The following is a 25,859-nucleotide window of genomic DNA, read 5'->3' as shown; positions in this document are numbered from 1 at the left end:
TCGGCTCGTGTCACTTCGGCCCACGTGGCCCCGGCCGGCGTCACCTCGGCGCGGCACGCGCAGGCCCCCGCCGACGGCCGCCGTGCCCCTTCGCGTTCACCGGCGGAGGGCGACGTGGACCTGACCCGCCCGCGGCACCGCCGCCCGGGGCACCGCCGGCGGGTGGCGACGCTGGCCGCGCTCGTGCTGGCCCTCCTGATCGCGGTCGTGGTGGCCGTGGTGGTGGTCGCGCAACGGGGGGGCGCCGCCGGGGGGACGGAGACGCTCACCGCCGACCGGCTCGCTCCCGTGCCGCTGCTCACGCCGGCGGCGGCCTCGCCGCTGCCGGCAGCGGCGGCCAGGACGCCCGCGCCGGCTCTGCTCCGGCTGCCCGGGCCGGTGCCGTCGACGGGCCGGGGCGCCTTCGGTTACGACGACCGGACCGGCCCGGTGCTCGGCGGGTCCGGGCCGTTGCGCCGTTACCGGGTCGCCGTGGAGTCGGGTGCCGACGAGGAGGCGCGCGGGTTCGCGTTGGCGGTCGAGCGGGCGCTCGCCGGGCCGGGAAGCTGGGTCGACGGCGGGCTGCGGTTGCAGCAGGTACGCCCCGACAGCCGGCACGACTTCACGGTCTACCTGGCCACGGCCGGCACGGCGGGGCGGCTGTGCGCCGCCGGAGGGGTGAACATCCGGGTCGACGGGCGGCCCTACACGTCGTGCCGGGCCCCGGGCAAGGTGATCATCAACTTGGAGCGCTGGCGGCTGTCGGTGCCGCACTACGTCAGCGCGAAGGTGCCGCTCTCGGTCTACCGGACGTACGTGGTGAACCACGAGGTCGGGCACCAGCTGGGGCACCGGCACGAGCGCTGCCCCGGCAGGGGCCGGGTGGCGCCGGTGATGATGCAGCAGACGCTCTTCCTCGACGGCTGTGTGGCGAATCCCTGGCCGTATCGCGACGGTCGCCGGTACGCGGGCCCGTCGCTCTGACCGCACGGCCCGCTCGTCCGGCGCCGCCGGGGGAGACCCGTCGGGTCGCCGAGCGCGGACGCGAGCCTGAATCGCGTTGAACGAGCGCTTATGTCTTATTAGCGTGGCATGCTCGTTTCATGACGTCGTCGTACCCTTGCGACCCGCTCGGTCCGTCGTCGCACCGCTCGCCGCCGACGCCGGACCCGGCCCCGGGGGAGTCGTCCCGGTCGTGGCGGCTGCCGGCCCTGCCCCGGGGCCGCCGCCTCGTGCCACTCGGCCTCCTGCTGCTGCTCGCGCCCGCCACCACCGTGACGCTGGCCCGGCCCGCCGACCCGGTGCCCGCCCCGGTCCCGGACGGCCGGGGCCACAGCTCGCAGGAGGCGGGGCCGGTGGAGCGGGAAACCCTCCCCGCCTATCCCCGGGCGGGCACGGGCGACTTCACTGCCGCGCCCGGCGGCTCCCCGGTGCGGGGCGCCGACGGGCCCGTCCGGCGCTACCGGGTGGCCGTGGAGCAGGGTGCCGGCCAGGACGCCGCCGCCTTCGCCGCCACCGTTGACGAGGTGCTGGCGGACCGGCGCAGTTGGATCGCCTCCGAACAACTGCGGGTGCAGCGGGTGGCGGAGGCGGCCGACGCCGACTTCACCGTCTACCTCGCCACCGCGGACACCTCGGAGCGGATGTGCGCGGAGGGCGGGCTGCGCACCGAGGGCTACACCTCCTGCCGGCTCCCCGGCCAGGTGATCATCAACCTGGCCCGCTGGCTGGAGGCGGTCCCCGACTACGGGGCGCCGCTGGAGCTCTACCGCGCCTACGTGGTCAACCACGAGGTGGGCCACGAGTTCGGCGAGCAACACCAGGCCTGCCCGGCCCCCGGCGAGCCGGCGCCGGTGATGCAGCAGCAGACGTACGGCCTGGACGGCTGCGCCGCCAACGCCTGGCCGTACGTCGACGGCTCCCGGTACGACGGCGAGGTCGTTCCCGGCACCTGAGTTATTCCCTTCCCGCAGTGCGGGCGACGTGTCCCCGCTCATGGCCGACCGGGGTGCGTGCGGGCGACAATGGCCCGGTCCGCCCTCAGCCGATCCCGGGGAGTCCACCGTGTCGTTGCCCCCGCTCGTCGAGCCCGCCGCCGAGCTGACAGTTGACGAGATCCGCCGCTACTCGCGCCACCTGATCATCCCGGACGTCGGGGTCGAGGGGCAGAAGCGGCTCAAGAACGCCCGGGTGCTCTGCGTCGGCGCCGGCGGTCTCGGCTCGCCGGCCCTGATGTACCTCGCGGCGGCCGGTGTCGGCACGCTCGGCATCATCGACTTCGACACCGTCGACGAGTCCAACCTCCAGCGTCAGATCATCCACGGCGTCTCCGACGTCGGGCGGTCCAAGGCCGAGTCGGCCGCCGCCTCGATCCGCGAGATCAACCCGCTGGTCGCCGTGGAGATCCACAACACCGCGCTGGACCGGGAGAACGTCCGCGACATCTTCTCCCGGTACGACCTGATCGTCGACGGCACCGACAACTTCGCCACCCGATACATGGTCAACGACGCGGCGGTGCTGCTCGGCAAGCCGTACGTCTGGGGATCCATCTACCGCTTCGACGGCCAGGCGTCGGTGTTCTGGGCCGAACACGGCCCCTGCTACCGCTGCCTCTACCCGGAGCCCCCGCCGCCCGGCATGGTCCCCTCCTGCGCGGAGGGCGGCGTGCTCGGCGTGCTCTGCGCGTCGATCGGTTCCATCCAGGTCAACGAGGCGATCAAGCTGCTCGCCGGCATCGGGGAGCCGCTGGTCGGCCGACTGATGGTCTACGACGCCCTGGAGATGGAGTACCGCAAGATCAAGGTCCGGAAGGACCCGAACTGCGTGCTCTGCGGCGACAACCCCACGGTCACGGACCTGCTGGAGGACTACGAGGACTTCTGCGGCGCGGTGTCGGTGGAGGCCCAGGAGGCGGTGCTCGACGCGACCATCACCGCCCGGGAACTCAAGGAGTGGCAGGACGCGGGCAAGGACGTCTTCCTCGTCGACGTCCGCGAGCCGGCCGAGTACGAGATCGTCCGGATCCCCGGCGCGACGCTGATCCCCAAGGGCGAGATCATCTCGGGCGAGGCGCTCGCCCGGCTCCCGCAGGACCGGCAGATCGTGCTGCACTGCAAGTCCGGGGTCCGCTCGGCGGAGGCGCTCGCCGCGCTCAAGGCGGCCGGCTTCCGCGACGCGGTGCACGTGCAGGGTGGCGTGCTCTCCTGGATCAAGCAGGTCGACCCGGCGCTGCCGGCCTACTGACCGCGTCGGCCGAGGTCGCGTTGGGCCTGCCCGCCGCGACCTCGGCCCGACCGGCCTGCCGACGCCGTCGGGGCGTCACCTGAGCTGGCTGATCACCAGCGGCCACCAGGCGTCCGGGGCGAACGCGGCCCGGTCGATGCTCTCCAGGACCATGCGTAGCGTCTCCGCGCGCTCGGCCCGGCCCGGCTTGCCCTCGTCGGCCTCCACGAAGAGCGCGAACTGGTAGAGGAACTCGACGAAGGTGCGGAAGTTGCTGTTGACGGCCTGGACGTCCTGCTGCTTCAGGTCGAACTGGAGGATCTCGCCGGTCCTCGGGTCCAGCACGTAGAGCAGGTCGTGGTTGTCGGCGACCGCGCCGACCACGATCAGCCGGAGGTCCAGCGAGCCGTCCTCGGTGCTGAGCTGGATCGTGTCGAACAGCTCGATGTCGCCTTCGAGGAAGGCGGTGTAGACGACCGTCACGTCGAGCGGGATCTCGTCGCCGGTGGGCAGCAGCTCGGGGTCGAAGCCCCCCTCCAGCCATGCTTCGCGCGGGTACGGGATGAGCTCGTCCTCGCTCCACAGCGAGCGGAACCGGGGGTCAGCGGCCATCGTTGGTCCTTCGCGTCTCGGGATGCGGCCGGCGGCCGGCGCGGGAGGCGGCGCCGGGAGCCGGAGTGGGTCAGGACGCCAGGTCGGCGGCGATCAGCAACCGGCGCCAGTTGTCGGCGTACTCGCCGGCGTGGGGGCCCTTGCGGAGCCGCTGGTCGCGCACGCCGGGGCCGAGCACGACGGCGACCAGCTCCGGGTAGGCGGGACCGAGCACGTGCTCGTCGAAGAACGTGGCCACGTCGGGCGCGAGGGCGGTGAACTCCACGTCCTCGTCGGGGTGCTCGTACTGGAAGACGTAGTCGTCCGGCTCCATCCAGTACACGTCGAGGTCCTCGGTGTCGAGGTAGATCGGCGCCCCCGCCCCGATCTCGCCGCGCAACCGGGGCGGGATGCTGTGCACCTCGTGGCCGACCGCCAGCGGGCTGCCCATCGGGTCGTTCTCGTCCACCCGGCGGGCCGCCCAGGCCGCCGGGCTGCGGATCTCCTCTGGTGGGCCGAACCGGAAGTTGTCGCCGGCCAGCCGGTCGAAGAGACCGTAGACCTCGGCCACGCCGGGCAGGTCGGGGATCGGCTCCAACGGGACGGGCTCGCCGATGACCACGCCGAAGCCCCGCTCGGCCTCCAGCCGCCGCAGCAGCGCGAGCTTCTCGTCGATGCGGCCCAGGCGGGCCCGGTCCAGCGGGCCGGTCACGGGATCACCTTCACGATGACCGGGGTGCCCTCGGGAACGTCCCGCAGCGCGACGGAGATGTCGCTGCCGAGCTGGCGATTCGTCCAGGCGTCCATCGGCCTGAGATTATCGTACGTGTCCGTTCCGTCCAGTTGCAGCTCCTGGATGTGGTCGGGGTCGTAGCCCTGGCCCCGGGCCGTGATCGGCCCCTTGCCGGCGTAGAGGCGATCCACCACGTTCTTGTTGGCCAGGTATTTGTTGGTCTCCGGGGTGCCCATGTCCTGGGTGAGGCGGCCGTCCTTGGTCAGGCTGCGGATCATCCGGTCCCGGTAGACGTTGGTGCGGGTGCGGCGCTTGCCCGTCGCAGGGTCGTAGACCTTGTTGCTGTCCCGGTCCGACGGCGCCTTCTTCAGCGCCCCGTCCTGGCCGAGCCGTTGCAGGTCGCGGGCCTTGCGGTCGAAGTCGCGCCTGTCGAAGTCCGGCCGGTTCTTCAACACCAGCACGGCCGGGCCCTGCGGCTTCGTGCCGGCCGACTTGGCGGTGCGGAAGACGTCGGCGTTCTCCAGGTAGGCCGAGACGACGCGGGCGCCTCTGGCCTGCGTCTGCCGGGGCGCGCTGGTCCGTTTCCTAGCCATTGAGCACCGTCTCCACGGCCATGCCGATGAGCTGGTCGATGATGAAGCCCGTGATCATCTTGAAGATCGGGATCTGGAGGAGGGACGCCCCGAAGGTGACCGCCGCCGTGATGATGGCCTGCGCGATCTGGATCGCCAGCAGGGCCAACTGGATGATCACCTGGATCTTCAGGGCCAGCACCACGCCCGCCGCGACCATCAGCCCGACACCGATGACGGTGGCCGGCCGCGCGACGTCGGCGACGTTGCGCGCCGCCGACTCGGCGTCGTTCCACTCGCCCGCGAAGGCGGTGAAGCTCTCGCCCCGGTTGTTGTCGAGCACCGTCCGCGCCGCCGACTCCAACTGCGCGACCGAGCCGGAGATCTGGCCGGCCATGCCGGTCCACTCCCCGGCGAGCTGGAAGATCGCCGTCTCGTCGGACTGGGGCCACTCGTAACCGAGCATCGAGAGCAGGGAAGCGAGCTCACCCGGGATCGTCAGGCCCACCGCGGCTCCTTTCGTAGGCGGGTTGGCTCAGCCACCCAGCGAGCCGAAGATCGAGCGGAAGGACGCGGACGCGTTCTCCTCGGCGGCGCGGTAGCCGTCGGCCATTCCGCGCAACCCGTCGACGTAACTCTCCAACTCGGTGACGTTGGTGCCGAGGCACTCGGCCAGGGCGTCCACGCACGCCTGGTGGGCGATGCCCAGCAGCGACCCGATGTCGTCGCCACCGAAGGCCGCCGCATAGCCGCCGACCGCCGCCTGGAAGCCCTCGAAGACCTGGCGGACGGACTCCTTGGCCTGTTCGAGCTCGTTCGCGCCGCGACCCAGCGCGTCGATGTCGACGTCGAGGCTCTCCACGCTCAGCTCCTGTGCAGTTTCCGCATGGTCTCGCTGACGGTCTGGCTGATCTCGCGCATCTGCCGCAGGCCCTGGTCCTGGAGGCGTTCGACAGTGGCGCTCAGCGCGGCCAGGTCGGGCATCGGCTCGACCGCGTCGGCCCCGTCGTCCTGACCGTCGAGCGCCGAGTTGACCGCCCGGCGCAGCTCGGCGGCGAGGTGTTCCGAGCCCTCCCGGAGGACCCGGGGGTCGATGTCGACGGCGCTCACCCGGCCGTCGGTGCCCACGGTCACCCGGATCCGGCCGTCGGCGGCCTCCGCCACCGACTCCGCCCGTTCCCGGGGCGCGGCAGCACCGCTCACCTCGCGCAGCGCGGCCCGCGCCTGCGCCAGTTGCTGTTCCAGGGCGACTTCGCCCAGCATGCCGCCTCCCCAAGACAAGCCCTGCCGAACCCGTTCCAGACTAACGGTCATCCGCCATCCGCCGGTGTCCCGGCCGGGACCCTCAGCGCAGGTGGCCGTTCCCGGTCACCACGTACTTGGTGGAGGTCAGCTCGGGCAGGCCCATCGGGCCACGGGCGTGCAGCTTCTGTGTGGAGATGCCGATCTCGGCGCCGAAGCCGAACTCGCCGCCGTCGGTGAACCGGGTCGAGGCGTTGACCATCACGGCCGCCGCGTCCACCCGGGCCACGAACTCCCGGGCGGCCCTGGTGGAACCGGTGACGATCGCCTCGGTGTGCCCGGTGCCGTAGCGCCGGATGTGCGCCACCGCCGCGTCGAGCGAGTCGACGACGGCCACCGAGATGTCGGCGGAGAGGTATTCGGTGGCGAAGTCCTCGTCGGTGGCGGGCCGCACCGCGGCGGAGTGGGCGGCGACCCGCCCGTCGCCGTGCACCGTGACGCCGGCCTCGGCGAAGGCGGCCAGCATCGGCGGCAGGAAGGCGTCGGCGACCGCCGCGTGCACGAGCAACGACTCGGCGGTGTTACAGGTGGACAGCCGCTGCGTCTTCGCGTTCAACGCGATCGCGACGGCCTCCGACAGGTCGGCGGCGGCGTCGACGTAGACGTGGCAGTTGCCCACGCCGGTCTCGATCACCGGCACGGTGGACTCCTCCACCACCGTGCGGATCAGGGACGCGCCGCCGCGCGGGATCAGCACGTCGACCAGGCCCCGGGCGCGCATCAGCTCCTTGACCGACTCGCGGCTGCTGGCGTCGAGCAGCTGCACCGCGTCCGCCGGCAGGCCGGTGCCGGCCACCGCGTCGCGCAGCACGGCGACCAGGGCGGCGTTGGAACTGGCCGCCGACGACGAGCCACGCAGCAGCGCCGCGTTGCCGGACTTCAGGCAGATGCCGGCGGCGTCGACCGTCACGTTCGGCCGGGCCTCGTAGATGATGCCCACCACGCCGAACGGCACCCGGATCTGGCGCAGCTCCAACCCGTTGGGCAGGGTCGAGCCCCGGACCACCTCGCCCACCGGGTCCGGCAGCGCGGCCATCTGCCGCAGCGCGTCGGCGATGCCGGCCACCCGCCCCGCGTCGAGGGCGAGCCGGTCCAGCACGGCCGCGCTCAGCCCGGCCTCGCGCCCGGCCGCCAGGTCCGTGGCGTTCGCGGCGAGGATCTCCGGCGTACGCGCCACCAACGCGTCGGCCATCGCCACCAGCGCGGCGTCCTTGGCCGTACGCGTGGCGACGGCCAGCGCCTCCGCCGCCGTACGCGCCCGTCGGGCCTGCTCGCTCACGCTCATCGCCGCACTCCTCACAGCAGGACGAGGTCGTCGCGGTGGACGACCTCCCGTTCGTACGCCGGGCCGAGCGCCGCGGCGAGTTCCGTGGTGGAACGGCCGAGCAGCCCGGGCAGCTCGACCGCGTCGTAGTTGACCAGCCCCCGGGCGACCGGTGCGCCCCCCGCGTCCACCAGGTCGACGGGATCGCCGGCGGTGAACGCCCCGTCCACGGCCGTGATCCCGGCGGGCAGCAGCGACTTGCGCCGGCCGACCACCGCCGCGACCGCGCCCGGGTCGAGGTGCAGCCGCCCCCGGGGCGAGGTGGCGTGGGCCAGCCAGAACAGCCGGGCGGTGGGGCGGCGGCGGCTCGGGTGGAACAGGGTGCCGACGGGCTCGCCGGCCAGCGCCGCGCCGGCCAGCGGCGCGGCGGTCAGCACCACCGGGATGCCGAAGCCGGTGGCGATCCGGGCGGCCTCCACCTTGGTCACCATGCCGCCGGTGCCCACCCCGGCCCGGCCCGCGCCGCCGATCTCGACCCCGGCGAGGTCCCGCTCGTCGTGCACCTCGGCGATGCGGTGGGAGCCCGCCCGGGCCGGGTCGCCGCTCCAGAGGGCGTCCACGTCGGAGAGGAGCACCAGCAGGTCGGCGTGGACGAGGGCGGCGACGAGGGCGGCGAGCCGGTCGTTGTCGCCGAACCGGATCTCCTCGGTGGCGACCGTGTCGTTCTCGTTGACGATCGGCACGGCCCGCAGGTCGAGCAGCTTGCGCAGGGTGCGGTACGCGTTGCGGTAGTGCGCCCGCCGGGTCACGTCGTCGACGGTGAGCAGGACCTGCCCGACGGTGCGGCCGTGCCGGGCGAAGGCGGTGGCGTACCGGCCGATCAGCAGGCCCTGCCCGACGCTGGCGGCGGCCTGCTGGGTGGCCAGGTCGCGCGGGCGCCGGGGCAGCCCCAGCGGGGTGAGGCCGGCGGCGATCGCGCCGGAACTGACGAGCACGACCTCCCGGCCGTCGGCGGCGAGCGCGCCGAGGGTGCCGACGAGCGCGTCGACCCGCTCGTCGTCCAGCCCGCCGTCGGGGGTGGTCAACGAGGAGGATCCGATCTTGACGACGACCCGCCGGGCCGCCGTGACTACGTCGCGCACCCGCCTATTCTGCGTGGTCGGTCGGGGCGCGCCCCGGCGCGTTCTCATATCGTGGCGGGTCGTGACACCTGACGAGTACGTGGAGGCGGTGCTGGAACTGGTCGAGCGGATCCCGCCCGGCCGGGTGATGTCGTACGGGGCGGTGGCGGACGCGCTGGCCGAACGCTCCGGGCGGGCGTCGGCCCGGCTCGTCGGCTCGATCATGGCGCGGCACGGCGGGGGCGTGCCCTGGCACCGGGTGGTGAACGCGGCCGGCCGCCTGCCGCCCGGTCACGAGCGGGAGGCGCGGGCCCGGCTGCGCGCCGAGGGGACGCCGCTGCGCGGTGCCGGGGTGGACCCGGCGGCGAACTGGTCCCCGCCGGAGGGGATGTGACGCGCGCCATAACGTGAGTAACATTCGGCGGCATGGACGCGCCGCCGGGTGGACCCGGTTCGCCAGGCCCCGCCGCGCCGCCCGGCCCGTCCGCGCCGGGCGTGCTGCCGCGCCGGGTGCACGCCGGTTACGCGCTCGGATCGCTGGCCACCGGGGCGTTCGGCACCGTGCCCGGGCTGCTCCTGCTGCCCTACCTGACCGACACCCTCGGCGTCGCGGCGGGCGCGGCGGCCCTGCTGGTGCTCCTGCCGAAGGCGTGGGACGTGCTGGTCAACCCGGTAGCGGGCCGCATCTCCGACCGCACCCGGTCGCCGTGGGGTGCCCGTCGGCCGTACCTGCTGGGCGCCGGGCTCGCGCTCGGCGTGCTCTTCGCCGCCATCTTCGCCGCGCCGTTCGGCTCCGGCCCGGCCGCCGGGGCGTACGTGGCGGTCGCCTTCCTCGCCACCGCCACCGCGTTCGCCTTCTTCCAGGTGCCGTACGTGGCGATGCCGGCCGAGCTGACCGGCGACTACGCCGAACGTACCCGGCTGATGAGCTGGCGGATCGCGGTGCTGGCGCTGGCCATCCTGGTCTCCGGCGCGGTGGCCCCGCTGGTGCGCGACGCCGGCGGCGGGGGCGTGGCGGGGCACCGCTGGATGGGGCTCTTCGTCGCCGGGCTGATCGTGCTCGGCGCGCTCGGTGCGTTCCTCGGCACCCGGTCCGCGCCCGCCGTGCCGGTGGGGCACAGCGAGCCGACGCTGCGCGCCCAGCTCGCCGTCGCCGCCCGCAACCGGCCGTTCCGGGCGCTGCTGGTCTGCTTCGTGGTGCAGTCCGCCGGGGTGGCCACAGTCCTCGCCGGGGTCAACTACTTCGCCGACCAGATCCTGCGCGACCCCGAGGGCGGGCCGACCGTCCTGTTCGCCTGCTTCGTCGGGCCGGCGCTGCTGGTGATGCCGCTCTGGACGCGGGTCGGTGCGCGGGTCGGCAAGCTCGCCGCCCTGGTCGCCGCGTCGCTGATCTTCGCGGTGGGCGCGCTGGCCCTGGTCGCGGCCCCGGTGCTGCCCCCGCTCGGGATCTACCCGCTGGTCGCGCTGATCGGCGTCGGGTACGCCGGGCAGCAGGTCTTCGCCCTCGCCATGCTCCCGGACTGCATCGCGTACGACACGGCACGCACCGGCCGGCGCCAGGCGGGCGTGTTCACCGGCCTCTGGACGGCCGGCGAGACCTTCGGGCTGGCCCTCGGGCCGGGCATCTTCGGCCTGGTCCTCCAGCTCGGCGGCTACGTCTCCTCCGACACCGGCACGGCGGCGGCCCAGTCCGACACCGCGCGGCTCGGCATCCTGCTCGGCTTCACCGTCCTGCCCGCCCTCCTGGTCGGCCTGGCGGTCGTCCTGCTGCGCTCCTACGACCTGACCCCCGCCCGGCTGGCCGCCGCCGAGGCCGGGGCCGCGTCCCGCCCCACCGGTGGCGTGGTCGCGGTCGGGGCCGCCGAATCCCACGAGAAGGGCACCACGACTCCATGATCGACGAGGAAGCTGACCGGCGGGCGCTGCCCGGCAACGGGTTGCCCGCCGAGCGGGTGCTGGCGGAGGTACGCGCCCTGCGGGCCGCCGACCGGCCCACCCACGGGGGGCGGCTGTTCGCCTACGTCTACGACCCGGCGGTGCCGGGGCTGGACGAGCTGGCCGCCGCCGCGCACGCCGGCAGCGCCCACGTCAACGGGCTCGACCCGACCGCCTTCCCGTCGCTGCTGGCGATGGAGAACACGCTGGTCGGGGCGGCGGCCCGGCTGCTCGGCGGCGGCCCCGGCAGCGCCGCCCCGGACGTCGTCGGCAGCGTCACCAGCGGCGGCACCGAGTCGCTGATCCTGGCCGTGAAGGCCGCCCGGGACGCCCATCCGGAGATCACCGAACCCCGGATCGTGGTGCCGGCCAGCGCGCACGCCGCGTTCGCCAAGGCCGCGCACTACCTGCGGGTCGCGGTGGACCAGGTGCCCGTGTCGGCGCGGACGCTGCGGCCGGCCGCCGCCGAGGTGGCCGCCGCCATCGGCCCGGACACCGTGCTGGTGGCCTGCTCCGCCCCCTCGTACGCGCACGGCGTCATCGACCCGGTCGCCGAGATCGCCGGGGCGGCGGCCGCCGCCGGGGTGCGCTGCCACGTGGACGCGTGCTTCGGGGGCTGGACGCTGCCGTACCTGCGCCGCCTCGGGGCGGACGTGCCGCCGTTCGACTTCGGCCTCGCCGGGGTCACCTCGATCTCGGTGGACCTGCACAAGTACGCGTACGCCCCGAAGGGCGTGTCGGTGCTGCTGCACCGCGATCCGGCGCTGCGCGCCCCGCAGTACTTCGCGTACGCGGACTGGCCCGGCTACACGATGGTGAACCCCGTCATCGCCTCCACCCGCTCCGGCGGCCCGATCGCCGCCGCGTACGCCACCCTGCGGCACCTCGGGGACGACGGGTACCTGCGGCTCGCGGCGGTCACCCGGGACGCCGTGGCCGGCCTGGCCGACGCCGTGCGGGCGGTCGACGGGCTGCGGCTGATGGCCGAACCGGAGTCGACTGTCGTCTGCTTCACCGCCACCGACCCGGGGCTCGACCTCTTCGTCCTGGTCGACGAGCTGGCCGCCCGGGGCTGGCACACCCAGCCCCAACAGTCGTACGCGGACCTGCCGCGCAGCGTGCACCTGACGGTGACGGCCGCGGTGGCGCCCCGGGTGGCCGAGTTCGGCCCGGACCTGGCCGTCGCGGTGGCCGCCGCGCGGGCCGCCGGGCCGGTCGCGCTCCCCGCCGAGCTGCGCGCCCTCGCCGGCACGCTGACCCCCGACGCGCTCACCCCCGAGCTGGTCGCCGGCCTGGCCGCCGGGCTGGGCCTGACCGCCCCGGACGAGGCCGCCGCCCCGGCCGGGCCGCTGCCGGGGCGGATGGCGACGGTGAACACCCTGCTCGACGCCGCGCCGCCCGCGCTGCGGGAACGGCTGCTGGTGGAGTTCGTCGGCCTGCTGCAACGCCCCACCTGGTGAGTGGCGGCGTCCACCGGGCGAGGTGGACGCCGCCGTCGGATCACCCGCGTACGCGGACGTCGGCCTGGTTGTCCCCGGGTCTCAGGTCCGGCCAGCCGCGACGGTCGGCGCTGTGATGGACCACCAGTGCCGACCCGGCCGCCCCGGGGCCCGCCGGTCCGACCCGGAAGCGGAAGGTCCAGCTCCGGCTCCCACCGGCCGGCACCCCGTCGAGCAGGCACGACGACTCTTCCGGTGCTGCCCGGTCCGGCTCGCACCGGTCCCAGCCGCCGCCGGCCGGTGTGCCGATGCCCTCCAGGCCGGTTAGGGCGACGCGGTCCGCGTCGACAGGTCCCCGGTTGGTCACGGTCAACGTCACCGTGCCCTGCCGCCGGCCGAGCTGATCGGCCTCCCCGAGGACGAGCGGCCCGGCGGTGAGCGCGAGGTCGGTGAGCCGGGGGTCCCGCCCCCAGGTGGTCGGGCCGCCGGTCTGGGCGAACCCCTCGCCGCCCCAGCCGTACGTCCGCCACTGCTCCCGCGCCCAGTACGCGGGGATGCTGCAACAGGGCTGGATGTCGGCGACCTGGACGCGGACCCTCCCGGCCGCCACGGTGACGGCGCGGACGTCCTCGAAGCCGCCGTCACCCTCCTCGTGCGTCCGCGCCACCCGCCCGAGCGTGACGATCCGTCCGGCCGCGTCCCGGTCGAAGGCGACCACCTGCTTCGCCGACGCCTCGCCGAACCGGCAACCGAGCAGGGCCAGCGTCTCGGTGGCCCCGTCGGCGTCGACGTCACCGTGCGTGACGCTGATCAGGTAGGGCCGGTTCGTCTCGTCCGTGGTGGCCGGCAGCAGGGTGACCCGGGTGGTGTCGGCGCAGCTCCGGCCGGTCCACGCCGGCAGGTCGAGGGCGGCGGCGCGCAGTTGCCGCCCGGTGATCCGCCCGTCCGGCGTGGCCGGCGCGGCCGGTGACCGCGACGCGTCGGGCGAGGGCCCGGGCGACGGCGGCGAGGTCGGGCCGGCCGTCGGCGTCGACGCGGGCGGTCCCGGCGGCGACGCGTCCCGCAGCGCCGCGCCCGCCGCGATCGGGGCCACCACCAGCGCGACGGCGAGCGCCCCGGTCGCGGCGGTGGCGCGGCGGCGACGCCGCAGCGTGCGCCGGGCCGCATCCGGGCCCGGACCGTCGATCCGGTCCGTCAGATCTCCGCGGTACGCGGCGAAGCGCGCCCGCAGCGGGTCCTGCTCAGGCATGACCGACTCCCTCCGGGTTCTCGTCGAGCAGGGTGGCCAGGACGGCCCGGCCCCGGTGCAGCCACGACTTGACCGTTCCCTCGGCCACCCCCTCCTGCGCCGCGATCTGGGCGACGGACAGGTCGGCCAGGTAGTGCAGGACGACGGCCCGCCGGTGGTTCGCCGGCAGCGCCCCGAGCGCCCGCTCGATCGCCACCCGGTCCGGCGTCGGCCCCGGCACCTGCGTCTCCACCCGCCGCTGCCGCAGCAGGTGGGTGCGGGCGGTACGCAGCCGCCGCCACCGGCTGCGGGCGAGGTTCCAGGCGACCTGCCGGATCCAGGCCACCGGGTCGTCGTAGCGGACCAGCCGGTCCCACCGGGCGAGCGCCCGGCAGAACGCCTCCTGGGCCAGGTCCTGGGCCTGGCCCAGGTCCCCCGTGTACGCGCAGAGCTGGGCGGTCACGCTGCGGAAGTGCGCGTGGTAGAAGTCGTCGAAGGTGATCGCCGCAGTGCCACCGCCGGCCGGCGGGCCGACCGGCGGAGGTGGCTCGTCGGCGCGGGCCCCCATCGTCACTGTCACTGTCCCCTCCCCGTTCGAGCCCGTCGTGGGTGTCTGGCGGCGGTAACACTCCATCGGGCCGCGACCGGTTGCGGCCCGCGCCGTCGTGGATCCGACGGCGGGCGGGCGCCGACGGGTCGAGCGGGACGGGGGTGGCGCCGGACCGAGCGACCGGTCGGCGTCGACGGCGGCTGTGGTTGACTGGTGGCGGTGCTCGGGAAGGGGGCGGTCGTGCAGGTGCCGGGAGTGCTCGGTGAGCCGATCCGGTTCGTGCTGAACTGGGGCCGCCGCTACTCGCTCTGGGTCTTCAACTTCGGCCTGGCCTGCTGCGCGATCGAGTTCATCGCGACCAGCATGGGCCGGCACGACTTCATGCGCCTCGGCGTGATCCCGTTCGCGCACGGGCCCCGCCAGGCCGACCTGATGGTGGTCTCCGGGACGGTCACCGACAAGATGGCCCCCGCCATCAAGCGGCTCTACGACCAGATGCCCGAGCCGAAGTACGTCATCTCGTTCGGCGCGTGCTCCAACTGCGGCGGCCCCTACTGGGACTCGTACTCGGTGACCAAGGGCGTCGACCAGATCATCCCCGTCGACGTCTACGTGCCCGGCTGCCCGCCCCGGCCCGAGGCGCTGCTGCACGGCATCCTGCGGCTGCAGGAGAAGATCGCCGCCGAGCAGTCCGGCGTGGGCGGCGTGCCCCGGCCCGACGCGCTCGCCCCGCCCGCCGACGCCGCGCCGGCCGACGCCGGGTCCACCGGCGCGTCCGGGCGCACGGCGGAGTCGCTGACCGCCCCGCCGGTCCGCCCGCCCACGGTCTGAGCCGTACGGTCCGTCCGACCCCGCTGGGTTGGCCGTCGGGGCTAGCCTGCGCACCATGAGCCACTCCGCCGACCAGCGTTCCGCCCGCATCGCCGCCGTGCTCACCGAGGAGTTCGGCGCGTCGATGGCCTCCGACCCGGCCGCCTTCCGGCGCAAGTTCCGCAAGATGGCCGCGTCGCCGTTCGCCTTCTACCGGGGCAGCGCCTCGCTCTTCTACGCCGACCAGGTCGGTGACTTCGCCGACGACCGGTTCCTCGACGAGCGGACCAGCCGGGTGTGGATCCACGGCGACCTGCACGCGGAGAACTTCGGCACGTACATGAACGCCTCCGGGCAGCTCGTGTTCAACGTCAACGACTTCGACGAGGCGTACGTGGGGCCGTTCAGCTGGGACCTGAAGCGCCTGGCGGCCAGCGTGGCGCTGCTCGGCTACGCCAAGGCGCTCTCCGACCGGGCGATCGGCGACCTGGTCGCCGGCTTCGCGGCGTCGTACCTGACGGAGTTGCGCGCCATCGCCGCCGGTGGTGACGACGCGATCGGGTCGATCACCCTGGACAACGCCGACGGGGTGCTGCGCCGGGTGCTCCAGCAGGCGCGGCTCAACACCCGCGTCGACCTGCTCGCCACCCAGAGCACCATCGACAACTACGAGCGCCGCTTCTCGCTGGGCGACGGCGTCCACGAGGTGGACGCCGAGACCCGGGCGCGGGTCTGCGCCGCGTTCGAGGACTACCTCGGCACGCTGCCGCCCTCCTCCGCCCGGCTCCGGCCGGTGGCCACGCACATCAAGGACGTGGTGCTGCGCAAGGGCGTCGGCATCGGCTCGGCCGGGCTGCCGTCGTACAACCTGCTGCTGGAGGGGCACACCCAGGCGCTGGAGAACGACGTCGTCATCTACATGAAGCAGGCCCAGGTGCCGGCCGTGGCCCGGCACATCACCGACGAGTCGGTCGCCGGCTACTTCCAGCACCAGGGGCACCGCACGGCCGAGTCGCAGCGCGCACTCCAGGCGCACGCCGACCCGTGGCTGGGCTTCACCGAGCTGGACGGCGTCGGCCAGCTCGTCGCCGAGGTCTCCCCGTACGCGGCCGACCTCGACTGGGCCGACGTGAACGAGCCCGAGGAACTGGCCGGGGTGCTGGCCGACCTGGGCCGGGCGGTCGCCCGGATGCACTCGGTGGCCGACGACGAGTCCAGCCACGACCTGGTGGACTACTCCACCGAGGAGGCCATCGTGGCGGCGGTGGACGCCGACGAGGCGGGCTTCGTGACGCATCTGGTCGACTTCGCCCACGCGTACGGGGTCCGCGCCCGCCACGACCACCAGCTCTTCGTCGACCTGTTCCGCAACGGCCGGCTGCCCGGTCTCTGAGCGGGGTCAGGAGCCGAACTCCAGCACCACCTTGATGTCGTCCGGCTCGGGGGTGTACGCCCCGGCGTACGCCTCCACCGGCACCCGGCGGGTGATCAACGAGCCGAGCCACGACGGGTCGGCCCGGGCCAGCGCCGCGGCGGCGAGGTCCCAGTGCCGGCGGTTGGCGTTGACCGAGCCGAACACCACGTTGTTCTCCAGGACGATGGAGCGGTTGAGCGCCCCGGCGTCGAAGTCGATCATCCGCCCGCCGCTGGAGACGCCGGTCATGCAGACGATGCCGGCGGGCGCGGCCTGGTACATCACGTCGAGGACGACGGCCGGCGCCCCGGTGCACTCCAGCACCACGTCTGGTTCGAAGTCGAGTTCGCGCACGGACCCGGTGTGGTAGGTCGCCCCGAGCCCCCGGACCAGCTCCGGCTTCGGCCCGGTCGTGTTGCGGTCCAGCACGTGCACGAGGAGCCCGCGCTGCGTGGCCAGCAGCGCGGCCAGCAGGCCGATCGGCCCGGCCCCGGTGACCAGGGCCGTCTGCGGCTGCCACTCGGCGCGGGCGCCGATGCGCTCGATGTGCTCCCACGCCTTCGCCACCACGCTCGTCGGTTCCAGCAGCATGCCGACCGGGGCGAGGGACCGGTCCAGCCCCACGGCGAAGCGGGGGTGCAGCCGCCAGCGGTCCCGGGCGAAGCCGGGCAGGGCCTTGATGCCGTGCTCCGTGAACCGGCCGTTGCGGCACATGTCCCACTCGCCGACCGCACAGTTCGGGCAGGGCACCGGGTCGGGGTGCCGCACGATGCCCGCGACCAGATCACCGGGGCGCAGGGTGCCCGACGGGTCCTCCAGCACCCGGCCCAGGGACTCGTGCCCCAGCACCAGCCGGTCCGTGCCGGGGGGCGCCTCGCCGTACCCGCCAGAGATGATCTCGTGGTCGGTGCCGCAGATCCCCACCGCCAGCGCCTCGACCAGGATCGGGCCCTCCTCGGGCGGCGGGTCGGGCTGGTCCTCGACCAGCCGCAGGGAGCCGGCGACACCCGGGGTCACAGTCACAGCGCGCACGGCCTCATCCTTCCCGGTGGGCCGGTCCGCCGCCGGGCAAAGCGGCCAGATCCCCTCGGATCGGTGCGGCGGGCGGCGTGGGGCAGGCCCTAGGATCAGCGGCATGACTCCGGAAGAGGTCGGCCAGCGGATGGTCGCGCTGCTCGCGCCCGCCGAGGCGACCCCCTCGGTCTCCGGCGGCCAGGCGCACGCCCGCGCCACCGTCGACGTACCGCCGGCGAGCTGGCCGGACGCGCTCCGCGCCGCCCGCGACGACGCCGACTTGCGCTGCGACTACTTCGACTGGCTCTCGGCCGTCGACGAGCTCGCCGACGGCTTCGACGTGGTGGCCCACCTCTGGTCCACCGCCCACCGCCACGGGCTCCTGCTGCGTACCCGGGTGTCCCGCGCGGCCCCGGCGGTCGCCTCGGTGGTCGACGTCTACCCGGGTGCCGCGTGGCACGAGCGGGAGACGCACGAGATGTTCGGCATCGACTTCCCCGGCCACGGCAGGCTGGCGCCCCTGCTGCTGCCGCCGGAGTTCGAGGGGCACCCGCTGCGCAAGGAGTTCGTGCTCGCCTCCCGGGTGGCCAAGCCCTGGCCGGGCGCCAAGGAACCGGGCGAGTCCGAGGCCGGCGGTGGTCGCCGGCCGATCCGCCCACCGGGCGTGCCCGCGCCGGGGGAGTGGGGGACGACGCCGACGCCGGCCGGCGCGGGCGGGGTCGGCGAGGGGCCGCGCGGCGGCACCCCCGCGCGGCCGGCCCGCGAGCGGCCCGCCCGGCCGGCCCCGGGGGCCCGCCCACCCCGTGCCGCCGCACCCGCCGACGACCCGGCCCGCGGCGACGACCCGGCCCGCGGCGACGGCCCGGCCCGCGGCGACGGAGGGACGCCCTGATGCCACTGTGGTTGGAGTTGGTCATCCGGATCGGTGGGGTGCTTGTCGCCTTCCTCGTCCTGCCACTGCTCGTCGGGCAGGCCGAGCACAAGGTGATGGCGCACATGCAGGGCCGGCTCGGCCCGATGTACGCGGGCGGTTTCCACGGCTGGGCCCAGCTCGTCGCCGACGGCGTGAAGTTCGTGCAGAAGGAGGACGTCACGCCCCGCGAGGCGGACCGGGCGGTGTTCCGTCTCGCCCCCGTGGTCGCCCTCCTGCCCTACCTGCTGGTCCTGCTGGTGATTCCGCTCGGCCCGGACGACCTGGTCGGGCAGCCGCTGGACATCGGCCTGTTCTACGTGCTGGCCGTCGTGGGCGTGGGCGTCGTGGCGGTGCTGATGTCGGCGTGGGCGTCGGCCAACAAGTACAGCCTCCTCGGCGGGTTGCGCGGGGCCGCCCAGCTGCTCGGCTACGAGCTGCCGCTGGTGCTGGCCGCCGCGTCGGTGGCGATGGCCGCCGGCACGCTCAGCCTCTCCGGGATCGTCGAGGCGTGGCAGCCGTGGTGGCTGCTCTGGCAGGCGCCCGCCATGGTGGTCTTCTTCCTCGCCGGGCTCGCCGAGATCCGCCGCCCGCCGTTCGACATGCCGGTCGCCGACTCGGAGCTGGTCTTCGGCTACATGACGGAGTACACGGGCCTGCGGTTCGCGTTCTTCCTGCTCGCCGAGTACGTCGGCATCGTGGTGATCGCCGCCCTGACCACCGTCCTCTTCCTCGGCGGCTGGCAGGGCCCGTTCGCCGACGCGCAGCTCGGTTGGCTGTGGACCCTGCTGAAGGTCTTCGCCGTCTCGTTCCTGATCATCTGGATCCGGGTGTCGTACCCGAGGCTGCGCGAGGACCAGCTCCAGCGTCTCTGCTGGCTCGTCCTGGTGCCGGTCTCCCTCGGCCAGCTCGTCCTCACCGCCGCCGTCCGGGTGGCGTCGTAGGAGCGCTCCCCGGGTCGGGCCCGGCGCGTCAACGCAGCGGGGTGTGGGCGGGGTCGACGCGCTCCGCGGGCGGGGGTGGCGGGGGCGGGGTGCCGTCGCCGAAGGGGCGACCGCCGAGGGCCTCCCGGCCGTGCGGGTCGAGCCAGTTCGCCAGGTCGGGGCCGAGCGGCACGATCCCGGTCGGGTTGATGTCGCGGTGCACCTCGTAGTAGTGCCGCTTGATGTGGTCGAAGTCGACGGTGTCGCCGAAGCCCGGCGTCTGGAACAGGTCCCGGGCGTACGCCCAGAGCACCGGCATCTCGGTCAGCTTGCTGCGGTTGCACTTGAAGTGGCCGTGGTAGACCGGGTCGAAGCGGACCAGGGTGGTGAACAGCCGGATGTCGGCCTCGGTGATGGTGTCCCCGACCAGGTAACGCTGCCCGGCCAGCCGCTCGCTGAGCCGGTCCAGCCGGTCGAAGAGCCGGTGGTACGCCTTGTCGTAGGCCTCCTGGTCGCCGGCGAAGCCGCACCGGTAGACGCCGTTGTTGACGTCCCGGAAAAGCACGTCGATCATCTCGTCGATCTCGCCGCGCAGCGCCTGCGGGTAGAGGTCTGGCGCACCCGCACGGTGGTGGGCCGTCCACTCGGTGCACAGGTCGAGGCTCATCGGCCCGAAGTCGTTGGTGACCACCTGCCCGGTCGGCACGTCCACGATCGCCGGCACGGTGATGCCCCGCTCGTAGCCGGGGAACCGGGCGAAGTAGGCGTCGGCCAGCCGTTCGATGCCGAGCACCGGGTCGCGCCCGCCCGGGTCGAGGTCGAACGTCCAGCTCCGCTCGTCGTGGGTCGGACCGGCCACCGCCATGGAGATCACGTCCTCCAGCCCGAGCAGCCGCCGCACGATGATCAGGCGGTTCGCCCAGGGGCAGGCGCGGCTGACCGCCAGCCGGTACCGGCCGGGTTCCACCGGCCAGCCGTCGCGGGCGTCGGCGGTGATCCGGGTGGCGATGTAGCGCTGGTCGCGGGTGAACTCGCCGCCCGGCTCGACGTACTTTCCGCCGCCCGCGGTGCCGTTCCCGGTCGTGTCGTTCCCGGTCGTGCCGCCCATGTCAGCCCTCTCCGCCGTCGCCCGTCGCTCGTCCCATCATGGCGGCTGGGGTGACATCGGGCGCGCCGAGTGCCGACCTGGGCCGCCCTCCGGCCGGGCCGCGGACCGGGTCCGGCGCCGGGCGGGAGGGCCGTCGGCCGGTTTCGTCGCCGCCGGGGCGGACCCGGTGACCCGGCCGGGCCGGCGGCTATCCTGCGGCGATGATCGACGTGGAGGCGGCGACCCGGCGCCTGATCGCGGACGTGTGGAACGCCCGGCGGGAGGAGTCCGCCTACGAACTCGTCGGGCCGCAGTGCCCAGGGCTGGGCGGGGCCGGCCCGGAGGCGACGCTGGCGTGGCACCGGGAACGGCGCGCCGCGTTCCCGGACCTGCGCTACAAGATCGTGGACGTGGTGGCGGCCGGGCAGCGGGTGGCGGTGCACTGGCGGGCCGCCGGCACCCACGCCGGGCAGTTCGGGCCGGTGCCGCCGACCGGGCAGGTGGTCAGCTACTCGGGGGCGAGCTTCCTGCGCTTCGACGACGCGGGCCGGATCGTCGACGTGTGGAGCTGCAACGAGCTGTTCCAGCTCCTGACGCAGCTCGGCGTCGAGATGCTCCCGCCCGCGGCGGCTGGGCTCAACGAAACCGGGGCGTGATCCTGCCGGGCGCGGCGGGCCTTTCCGGTGCGTCGTTTCTCCCCACGGTCCCGGTACGGCGGCCAACCCCGGGTGGTGGTCGCGCGCGCCGCGGCCACAGGGCAGGATGGTCGGCATGAGCGAGCGCAGCGAACCGGGCGAGGCGGGCGCAGATCGTGGCCTGCCGGGCGCGGGCCTGGTCAAGGGGCTCGCGGTCACCTTGAAGACGATGACCCGCCGCTCGACCACGCAGCAGTACCCGGACGTCGCCCCCGAGCTGCCGCCCCGCTCGCGGGGGGTGATCGCGCTGCTGGAGGAGAACTGCACGGTCTGCATGCTGTGCGCCCGGGAGTGTCCGGACTGGTGCATCTACATCGACTCGCACAAGGAGGAGGTGGTGGTGCCCGGCGCGGCCCGCCCCCGCCAGCGCAACGTGCTCGACAAGTTCGACATCGACTTCTCGCTCTGCATGTACTGCGGCATCTGCGTGGAGGTCTGCCCCTTCGACGCGCTGCACTGGTCGCCGGAGTTCGAATACTCCGAGTACGACCTCAAGGACCTGCTGCACGACAAGGACCACCTCGGGCAGTGGATGGGCACCGTGCCGCCGCCGCCCGCGCACGACCCGCACGGTGAGCCGGCGAAGGAGGAGACCGCCGCCGCGCGCAAGGCCGCGGTCCCGGCCGCGCCCGCCGCCCGTCCCGCCGCCCCGCCCGTACGCCCCGAGCCCGAGGCCGGCGCATGACCGGTGCGGACGTGCTGCTGCTCGCCCTCGGCGCGCTGGCGGTCGGTTCGGGGGCGCTGGTGGTGGCGACCCGGCACCTGGTCCGGGCCGGCCTCTACCTGGTGCTCTGCCTCGGCGCGCTGGCCGGGATGTACCTGGTGCTCACCGCCGAGCTGGTGGCCTGGGTGCAGGTGCTGATCTACGTCGGCGCGGTGGTGGTGCTGCTGCTCTTCGCGGTGATGCTCACCCGCGCACCGATCGGCGCCTCCGACGACCTGGACCGGCCCGGCTGGGCGGCGGCGCTGGTCGGCGGCGGCGCCGGGCTGGGGCTGGCCGCCCTGCTGGTCGACGCGTACCGGTGGACGGCCGTGGAACTGCCCGACGCGGGCACCGCGGAACGCCTCGGCGACCAGATCTTCCGCAGTTGGGTGCTCCCGTTCGAGGTGCTCTCGGTGCTGCTGCTGGCCGCCCTGGTCGGCGCCATCGTGCTCTCCCGCCCCGACATCGGCCGGCCGAAGGCCGGAGGGCCGGACCCGGCCCGGTCCCGCACCGGCGGGCCGGGCGCCGGTGGGCGTCCGGGCGGCGACGGCGGGCGGTCGCGGTGAGACCCGTCATCCCGTACGTCACCGCCGCGCTGCTGTTCGGCCTCGGCGTCTACGGCGTGCTGCGCCGGCGCAACGCGGTGCTGGTGCTGATGGCCGTCGAGTTGATGCTCAACGCGGTCAACCTGATCCTGGTCACCGCCGACACCACCGTGCGCGCGCAACTGCCGCACGGCGGGCAGGTCTTCGCGCTGTTCGTGATCGTGCTGGCCGCCGCCGAGATCGGGGTGGGCCTGGCGATCGTGCTCCAGCTCTACCGGCTGCGGGCCACCGTCGCCGTCGACGAGGTGCCGCTGACCGAGCGCCCGGAGGGGGAACGGTGAGCACGACCACCCTGCTCGGCGCGCTGCTGCCGGCCGTACCGCTGGTGGCGGGTCTGCTCGGCCTGCTGCTGCCGCCGGCCCCGGGTTCTGCCGGCGGGCCGGCGGCCGGGGAGCCCCGGACCGGCGGGGACGGGGCCCGGCGGGCGGCGATCGCGCTCGGCGTAGCGGGTGCGGCCGGTGCGCTGGCGCTCGCCGTGGCCCTGCTGGTCACCCTCGACCGGCCCGCCGAGGCGTCCACCACCTGGGTGGACCTGGGCGGGCTGACGGTGAGCCTCGGGGTGCGGCTGGACGGCGCCGCCGCGCTGGTCGCCGTGGCGGTCACGGCGGTGGCCCTGGCCGTGCAGGTCTACTCGGTCGGCTACCTGCGCCGGGGCCCGCACGACGACGTCGACACCGACCACCGCTACCCGCCGTACGCGGCGCAGATCAGCCTCTTCACCGCCGCCATGCTGCTGGTGGTGGTCGCCGGCGACCTGATCATGCTGCTGGTCGGCTGGGAGGTGATGGGCATCTGCTCCTACCTGCTCATCGCCCACGACCGCCGGCTGCCGGAGGCGCCCGCCGCCGCGACGAAGGCGTTCCTGGTGACCCGGGTCGGCGACGTCGGCTTCCTGCTCGGCATCGCGCTGCTCGGCGTGTCGGCCGGCAGTTTCCGGATCGCCGACGTGCTCGCCCACGACCACGCCACCGGCACCCTGACCGCCGCGTGCCTGCTGCTGCTGGCCGGGGTGGCCGGCAAGAGCGCCCAGTTCCCGCTGCACACCTGGCTGCCCGACGCGATGGCCGGCCCGACGCCGATCTCGGCGCTGATCCACGCCGCCACCATGGTCGCCGCCGGCGTGTACGCGGTGACCCGGCTCTACCCGCTGTTCGAGGCGACCCCGGTGGCGCTGGCCGTGCTCGGCGTCATGGCCTCGGTGACCCTGCTGCTCGGCGCGTTCGCCGCGACCGCCCAGGACGACCTCAAGCGGGTGCTGGCCTGGTCGACGGTGTCGCAGATCGGCTACATGACCGGCGCACTGGCGGTCGGTTCGCCGCCGGCCGCGCTGTTCCACCTGCTCACCCACGCCGCCTTCAAGGCGTTGCTCTTCCTCGCGGCCGGCGCGGTGATCCACGCGGTCGGCACCACGCTGATGTCCCGCATGGGCGGGCTGCGCCGGGGGATGCCGGTCACCTTCTGGTGCACGGTGATCGGGCTCGGCGCGCTGGCGGGGGTGCCGCCGTTGTCGGGCTTCTGGAGCAAGGACGGCGTGCTCACCGTCGCGGGCGACGCCGCCCGGCACGGCACCGGCCCGGCGGCGTCCTGGGTGGGCTGGTTGGTCTGGCTCGCCGGGCTGGTCGGCGTCGCGGTCACCGCCTGGTACGCCACCCGCCTGCTGCTGCGCACCTTCTTCGGCGAGGCGCGGATGCCGCTGGTCCACCCGCACGACCCGCCCGCCGTGCTGCGCTGGCCGCTGCTGCTGCTCGCCGTGCCGGCCGCCCTGCTGGGTCTCGCCGGTTTCGACCAGGCCTTCGCCCGCCGGCTGCTGCTGACGCCCACCTCCGGCGCGCCGGCCGGCGAGCACCTGCTGATCCACGTCGGCCCGGAACTGCTGCTGCCGCTGGCGCTGCTGGCCGTCGGGGCGGGGCTCGCCTGGCTGCGCTGGCGGCGGGACCGGGCCGCCGACCCGGCGACCGCGCTGGGTCCGCTGCGGCCGGTCCTTGCCGCCGGGTTCCGGCTCGACGACGTCCAGCGTGCCCTGGTCGTACGCCCCACGGTGGCGCTGGCCCGGGCGGCGCGTACCGCCGACGAGGTGGTGGTGGACGGCGCGGTCGAGGGCAGCGGCCGGGCCGCGCTCGGCCTCGGCGGCGGCCTGGCGGCGCTGCACCGGGCGGCGCTGCCGCGCGCGGCGGTCGCCGTGCTGGCCGGGACGCTGCTGATCGGCCTGGCCGCCGTGCTGATCGGAGCAGTCGCATGAGGTTCGGGCAGTTCCTGCTGGTGGCGGTGCTGGTGCTGCCGGCGCTCGGCGCGCTCGTGGTGGCCGCGACGCCCCGGGACCGGGCGGCCCGGGCGGTCGGCACGGTCGTCGCCGCGCTGACCCTGGTGGTCGCCGCGCTGCTCTTCGTCGGCGACCGGAGTTGGACCACCTACGCGGCCGGCACCCCCGCCGTGCGCCCGTGGCACCGGGTCGACCTGCCCTGGGTGCCGGGCCTCGACCTGCGTTTCCACCTCGGGGTGGACGGCATCTCGTGGCCGCTGGTCGTGCTGACCGCCCTGCTCACCCTGCTCTGCTGCGCGTACACGCTGTGGCGGGTGCCCGACGGCGGCAGCGGGCGGGCGCTGGTGGCGCTGCTGCTGGTCGTCGAGGTCGGCATCCTCGGCACCTTCCTCGCCCTCGACCTCGTGCTCTTCTTCGTCTTCTTCGAGGTCGTCCTGCTACCCATGTACGCGATCATCGCCGGCTGGGGTGGCGCGGAGCGGCGGCGGGCGGCGGCGAAGTTCGCCCTCTACACGCTGCTCGGCTCGGTGCTGCTGCTGGTCGGCGTGTACGTGGTGGTGGCCGCCGCCGGCACGGCCGACGTGGTGGCGCTGACCGGCGGAACGGGGCTGTCCCGGGGCACCCAGCTCGCCGCGTTCACGCTGTTCGCGCTGGCCTTCGCGGTGAAGAGCCCGCTCTGGCCGCTGCACTCCTGGCTGCCCGACGCGCACACCCAGGCACCCACGGTCGGCAGCGTCGTCCTGGCCGGGGTGCTGCTCAAGATGGGCACGTACGGGCTGATCCGGATCGCGGTCGGGGTGGCGCCGGAGGGCGCCCGCTGGGCCGCACCGGTGCTCGGTGTGCTGGCGGTGGCGGCGATCCTGGTCGGGTCGCTGGTCTGCCTCGCCCAGCGGGAACTGAAGCGGCTGATCGCGTACTCCAGCGTCGGGCACATGGGTTTCGTGCTGCTCGGGGTCGCCACGCTCACCGCCACCGGCATCCAGGCGGCCCTGATCGGCAACGTCGCGCACGGGGTGATCACCGGCCTGCTCTTCTTCCTCGCCGGCGCGATCAAGGACCGTACGCACACCGGCTCGCTGGACGAGCTGTCCGGGCTGCGGGAGACCGCCCCCCGGCTGGCCGGGCTGCTCGGGTTCGCCGCCGTGGCCTCGCTCGGGCTGCCCGGGCTGGCCGGCTTCTGGGGCGAGGCGTTCGCCGTGGTCGCCGCCGTGCAGGCCGGCGGGGCGCTCTGGACCACCCTGGGCGTGCTCGCCGCGGTCGGCGGGGCGCTCACCGCCGCGTACCTGCTGCGGCTGCTGCGACGGGTGACGCACGGGCGGCCCAGCCCGGCCGTCGCCCGGCTGACCCCCGGCCTGGCCGGGGTGGAACTCGTCGCGTGGGTGCCGCTGGTGCTGCTCGCGCTCGCGGTCGGCCTGGCGCCGACCCTGGTGCTCGGCGTCGCCGAGGCACCCGTCGACGCCCTGGTGGAGGTGCTGCGGTGAGCGAGCGGAGCGAGCGAA

At 74.5% G+C, this 25,859-nt stretch carries 28 protein-coding genes; 16 read left to right on the top strand and 12 right to left on the bottom strand.

What is annotated here, in order from left to right; all coding sequences use genetic code 11:
• Positions 1 to 114: 114 nt before the first annotated feature.
• From ACQ452_RS25305 to moeZ, 3 genes are all read left to right on the top strand, one after another.
• A complete protein-coding gene (locus tag ACQ452_RS25305) occupies positions 115 to 963 on the top strand; it encodes a DUF3152 domain-containing protein (RefSeq protein WP_433387905.1) in 849 nt (282 codons plus the stop codon).
• A 119-nt stretch (positions 964 to 1,082) separates the two neighbouring features.
• Entirely contained in the window at positions 1,083 to 1,934 is an 852-nt protein-coding gene (locus ACQ452_RS25300) for a DUF3152 domain-containing protein (RefSeq protein ID WP_433387904.1), read from the top strand.
• 40 nt (positions 1,935 to 1,974) lie between these two features.
• On the top strand, positions 1,975 to 3,225 hold the full coding sequence (gene moeZ / locus ACQ452_RS25295; protein WP_433394405.1) for an adenylyltransferase/sulfurtransferase MoeZ: 1,251 nt from the start codon (positions 1,975 to 1,977) through the stop codon (positions 3,223 to 3,225).
• Positions 3,226 to 3,300: 75 nt separating this feature from the next.
• On the opposite strand, the gene ACQ452_RS25290 is transcribed toward moeZ, so the two are convergent.
• From ACQ452_RS25290 to proB, 8 genes are all read right to left on the bottom strand, one after another.
• Positions 3,301 to 3,816, bottom strand: coding sequence for an SUKH-4 family immunity protein (locus ACQ452_RS25290; protein ID WP_433387902.1), 516 nt, complete (start codon positions 3,814 to 3,816; stop codon positions 3,301 to 3,303).
• Between the two features lie 70 nt (positions 3,817 to 3,886).
• On the bottom strand, positions 3,887 to 4,507 hold the full coding sequence (locus ACQ452_RS25285; protein ID WP_433387900.1) for a hypothetical protein: 621 nt from the start codon (positions 4,505 to 4,507) through the stop codon (positions 3,887 to 3,889).
• The gene (locus ACQ452_RS25280; RefSeq protein ID WP_433387898.1) at positions 4,504 to 5,121 is read right to left on the bottom strand and encodes a hypothetical protein; all 618 of its coding nucleotides are present in this window, start codon (positions 5,119 to 5,121) and stop codon (positions 4,504 to 4,506) included. The genes ACQ452_RS25285 and ACQ452_RS25280 overlap by 4 nt, the downstream gene beginning before the upstream one ends.
• Positions 5,114 to 5,608 (bottom strand): hypothetical protein, encoded by a 495-nt coding sequence (locus tag ACQ452_RS25275; protein WP_433387897.1) that lies wholly within the window; start codon positions 5,606 to 5,608, stop codon positions 5,114 to 5,116. Before ACQ452_RS25275 ends, ACQ452_RS25280 begins: the two co-directional genes overlap by 8 nt.
• 27 nt (positions 5,609 to 5,635) lie before the next feature.
• The gene (locus tag ACQ452_RS25270) at positions 5,636 to 5,962 is read right to left on the bottom strand and encodes a WXG100 family type VII secretion target (RefSeq protein ID WP_433387895.1); all 327 of its coding nucleotides are present in this window, start codon (positions 5,960 to 5,962) and stop codon (positions 5,636 to 5,638) included.
• Between the two features lie 2 nt (positions 5,963 to 5,964).
• Positions 5,965 to 6,363 carry a YbaB/EbfC family nucleoid-associated protein gene (locus tag ACQ452_RS25265; RefSeq protein WP_433387894.1) on the bottom strand — a complete coding sequence of 133 codons (399 nt, stop codon included), beginning with the start codon at positions 6,361 to 6,363 and terminating at the stop codon, positions 5,965 to 5,967.
• A gap of 82 nt (positions 6,364 to 6,445) precedes the next feature.
• Complete coding sequence (locus ACQ452_RS25260) at positions 6,446 to 7,687, bottom strand: glutamate-5-semialdehyde dehydrogenase (protein ID WP_433387892.1); 1,242 nt, start codon at positions 7,685 to 7,687, stop codon at positions 6,446 to 6,448.
• An 11-nt stretch (positions 7,688 to 7,698) separates the two neighbouring features.
• Positions 7,699 to 8,856 carry a glutamate 5-kinase gene (gene proB / locus ACQ452_RS25255; protein ID WP_433387891.1) on the bottom strand — a complete coding sequence of 386 codons (1,158 nt, stop codon included), beginning with the start codon at positions 8,854 to 8,856 and terminating at the stop codon, positions 7,699 to 7,701.
• A gap of 13 nt (positions 8,857 to 8,869) precedes the next feature.
• Between proB and ACQ452_RS25250 the strand changes: the two genes are divergently transcribed.
• Genes ACQ452_RS25250 through ACQ452_RS25240 form a run of 3 tightly spaced genes read left to right on the top strand, consistent with a single transcriptional unit; the run spans position 8,870 to position 12,182 of the window.
• Complete coding sequence (locus ACQ452_RS25250; RefSeq protein ID WP_433387889.1) at positions 8,870 to 9,181, top strand: MGMT family protein; 312 nt, start codon at positions 8,870 to 8,872, stop codon at positions 9,179 to 9,181.
• Positions 9,182 to 9,213: 32 nt separating this feature from the next.
• Positions 9,214 to 10,683 carry an MFS transporter gene (locus ACQ452_RS25245; RefSeq protein WP_433387887.1) on the top strand — a complete coding sequence of 490 codons (1,470 nt, stop codon included), beginning with the start codon at positions 9,214 to 9,216 and terminating at the stop codon, positions 10,681 to 10,683.
• Positions 10,680 to 12,182 (top strand): pyridoxal phosphate-dependent decarboxylase family protein, encoded by a 1,503-nt coding sequence (locus ACQ452_RS25240; RefSeq protein ID WP_433387885.1) that lies wholly within the window; start codon positions 10,680 to 10,682, stop codon positions 12,180 to 12,182. Before ACQ452_RS25245 ends, ACQ452_RS25240 begins: the two co-directional genes overlap by 4 nt.
• Positions 12,183 to 12,222: 40 nt before the next feature.
• Here the strand turns inward: ACQ452_RS25240 and ACQ452_RS25235 are convergent, their stop codons facing one another.
• Together ACQ452_RS25235 and ACQ452_RS25230 are read right to left on the bottom strand one after the other, a co-directional pair.
• Entirely contained in the window at positions 12,223 to 13,410 is a 1,188-nt protein-coding gene (locus ACQ452_RS25235) for a hypothetical protein (protein ID WP_433387883.1), read from the bottom strand.
• Complete coding sequence (locus ACQ452_RS25230; protein ID WP_433387881.1) at positions 13,403 to 13,969, bottom strand: SigE family RNA polymerase sigma factor; 567 nt, start codon at positions 13,967 to 13,969, stop codon at positions 13,403 to 13,405. The genes ACQ452_RS25235 and ACQ452_RS25230 overlap by 8 nt, the downstream gene beginning before the upstream one ends.
• A gap of 210 nt (positions 13,970 to 14,179) precedes the next feature.
• Between ACQ452_RS25230 and ACQ452_RS25225 the strand changes: the two genes are divergently transcribed.
• Positions 14,180 to 14,770 (top strand): NADH-quinone oxidoreductase subunit B, encoded by a 591-nt coding sequence (locus ACQ452_RS25225; RefSeq protein WP_433394404.1) that lies wholly within the window; start codon positions 14,180 to 14,182, stop codon positions 14,768 to 14,770.
• 55 nt (positions 14,771 to 14,825) lie between these two features.
• Positions 14,826 to 16,142 (top strand): DUF2252 domain-containing protein, encoded by a 1,317-nt coding sequence (locus ACQ452_RS25220; RefSeq protein ID WP_433387879.1) that lies wholly within the window; start codon positions 14,826 to 14,828, stop codon positions 16,140 to 16,142.
• Positions 16,143 to 16,148: 6 nt separating this feature from the next.
• Here the strand turns inward: ACQ452_RS25220 and ACQ452_RS25215 are convergent, their stop codons facing one another.
• Positions 16,149 to 17,195 (bottom strand): glucose 1-dehydrogenase, encoded by a 1,047-nt coding sequence (locus tag ACQ452_RS25215; protein WP_433387877.1) that lies wholly within the window; start codon positions 17,193 to 17,195, stop codon positions 16,149 to 16,151.
• Between the two features lie 103 nt (positions 17,196 to 17,298).
• Between ACQ452_RS25215 and ACQ452_RS25210 the strand changes: the two genes are divergently transcribed.
• Positions 17,299 to 18,069, top strand: a complete 771-nt coding sequence (locus ACQ452_RS25210; protein ID WP_433387875.1) for an NADH-quinone oxidoreductase subunit C — start codon at positions 17,299 to 17,301, stop codon at positions 18,067 to 18,069.
• Entirely contained in the window at positions 18,069 to 19,031 is a 963-nt protein-coding gene (locus ACQ452_RS25205; protein WP_433387873.1) for a complex I subunit 1/NuoH family protein, read from the top strand. The genes ACQ452_RS25210 and ACQ452_RS25205 overlap by 1 nt, the downstream gene beginning before the upstream one ends.
• Positions 19,032 to 19,059: 28 nt before the next feature.
• Here ACQ452_RS25205 and ACQ452_RS25200 read toward each other — a convergent pair whose 3' ends face one another.
• Entirely contained in the window at positions 19,060 to 20,118 is a 1,059-nt protein-coding gene (locus tag ACQ452_RS25200; protein WP_433387871.1) for a glutathione S-transferase family protein, read from the bottom strand.
• A 200-nt stretch (positions 20,119 to 20,318) separates the two neighbouring features.
• Between ACQ452_RS25200 and ACQ452_RS25195 the strand changes: the two genes are divergently transcribed.
• The 6 genes from ACQ452_RS25195 to ACQ452_RS25170 all read left to right on the top strand — a co-directional run bounded on the left by ACQ452_RS25195 (position 20,319) and on the right by ACQ452_RS25170 (position 25,841).
• Complete coding sequence (locus ACQ452_RS25195) at positions 20,319 to 20,753, top strand: ester cyclase (RefSeq protein ID WP_433387869.1); 435 nt, start codon at positions 20,319 to 20,321, stop codon at positions 20,751 to 20,753.
• A gap of 106 nt (positions 20,754 to 20,859) precedes the next feature.
• Positions 20,860 to 21,477, top strand: a complete 618-nt coding sequence (locus ACQ452_RS25190; RefSeq protein ID WP_433387867.1) for a NuoI/complex I 23 kDa subunit family protein — start codon at positions 20,860 to 20,862, stop codon at positions 21,475 to 21,477.
• Positions 21,474 to 22,061 carry an NADH-quinone oxidoreductase subunit J family protein gene (locus ACQ452_RS25185; protein WP_433387865.1) on the top strand — a complete coding sequence of 196 codons (588 nt, stop codon included), beginning with the start codon at positions 21,474 to 21,476 and terminating at the stop codon, positions 22,059 to 22,061. Before ACQ452_RS25190 ends, ACQ452_RS25185 begins: the two co-directional genes overlap by 4 nt.
• Positions 22,058 to 22,381, top strand: coding sequence for an NADH-quinone oxidoreductase subunit NuoK (gene nuoK, locus ACQ452_RS25180; protein ID WP_132230874.1), 324 nt, complete (start codon positions 22,058 to 22,060; stop codon positions 22,379 to 22,381). Before ACQ452_RS25185 ends, nuoK begins: the two co-directional genes overlap by 4 nt.
• Positions 22,378 to 24,339 carry an NADH-quinone oxidoreductase subunit 5 family protein gene (locus tag ACQ452_RS25175; protein WP_433387862.1) on the top strand — a complete coding sequence of 654 codons (1,962 nt, stop codon included), beginning with the start codon at positions 22,378 to 22,380 and terminating at the stop codon, positions 24,337 to 24,339. The genes nuoK and ACQ452_RS25175 overlap by 4 nt, the downstream gene beginning before the upstream one ends.
• Positions 24,336 to 25,841, top strand: a complete 1,506-nt coding sequence (locus tag ACQ452_RS25170) for a complex I subunit 4 family protein (protein ID WP_433387860.1) — start codon at positions 24,336 to 24,338, stop codon at positions 25,839 to 25,841. Before ACQ452_RS25175 ends, ACQ452_RS25170 begins: the two co-directional genes overlap by 4 nt.
• The last annotated feature ends 18 nt before the right edge of the window (positions 25,842 to 25,859 follow it).

It is taken from the genome of Micromonospora sp. KLBMP9576, from assembly GCF_050941805.1.
GTDB lineage: Bacteria > Actinomycetota > Actinomycetes > Mycobacteriales > Micromonosporaceae > Micromonospora.
The sequence above is the reverse complement of the archived record's forward strand: the minus strand, read 5'-3'. Positions and strand labels throughout refer to the sequence as shown.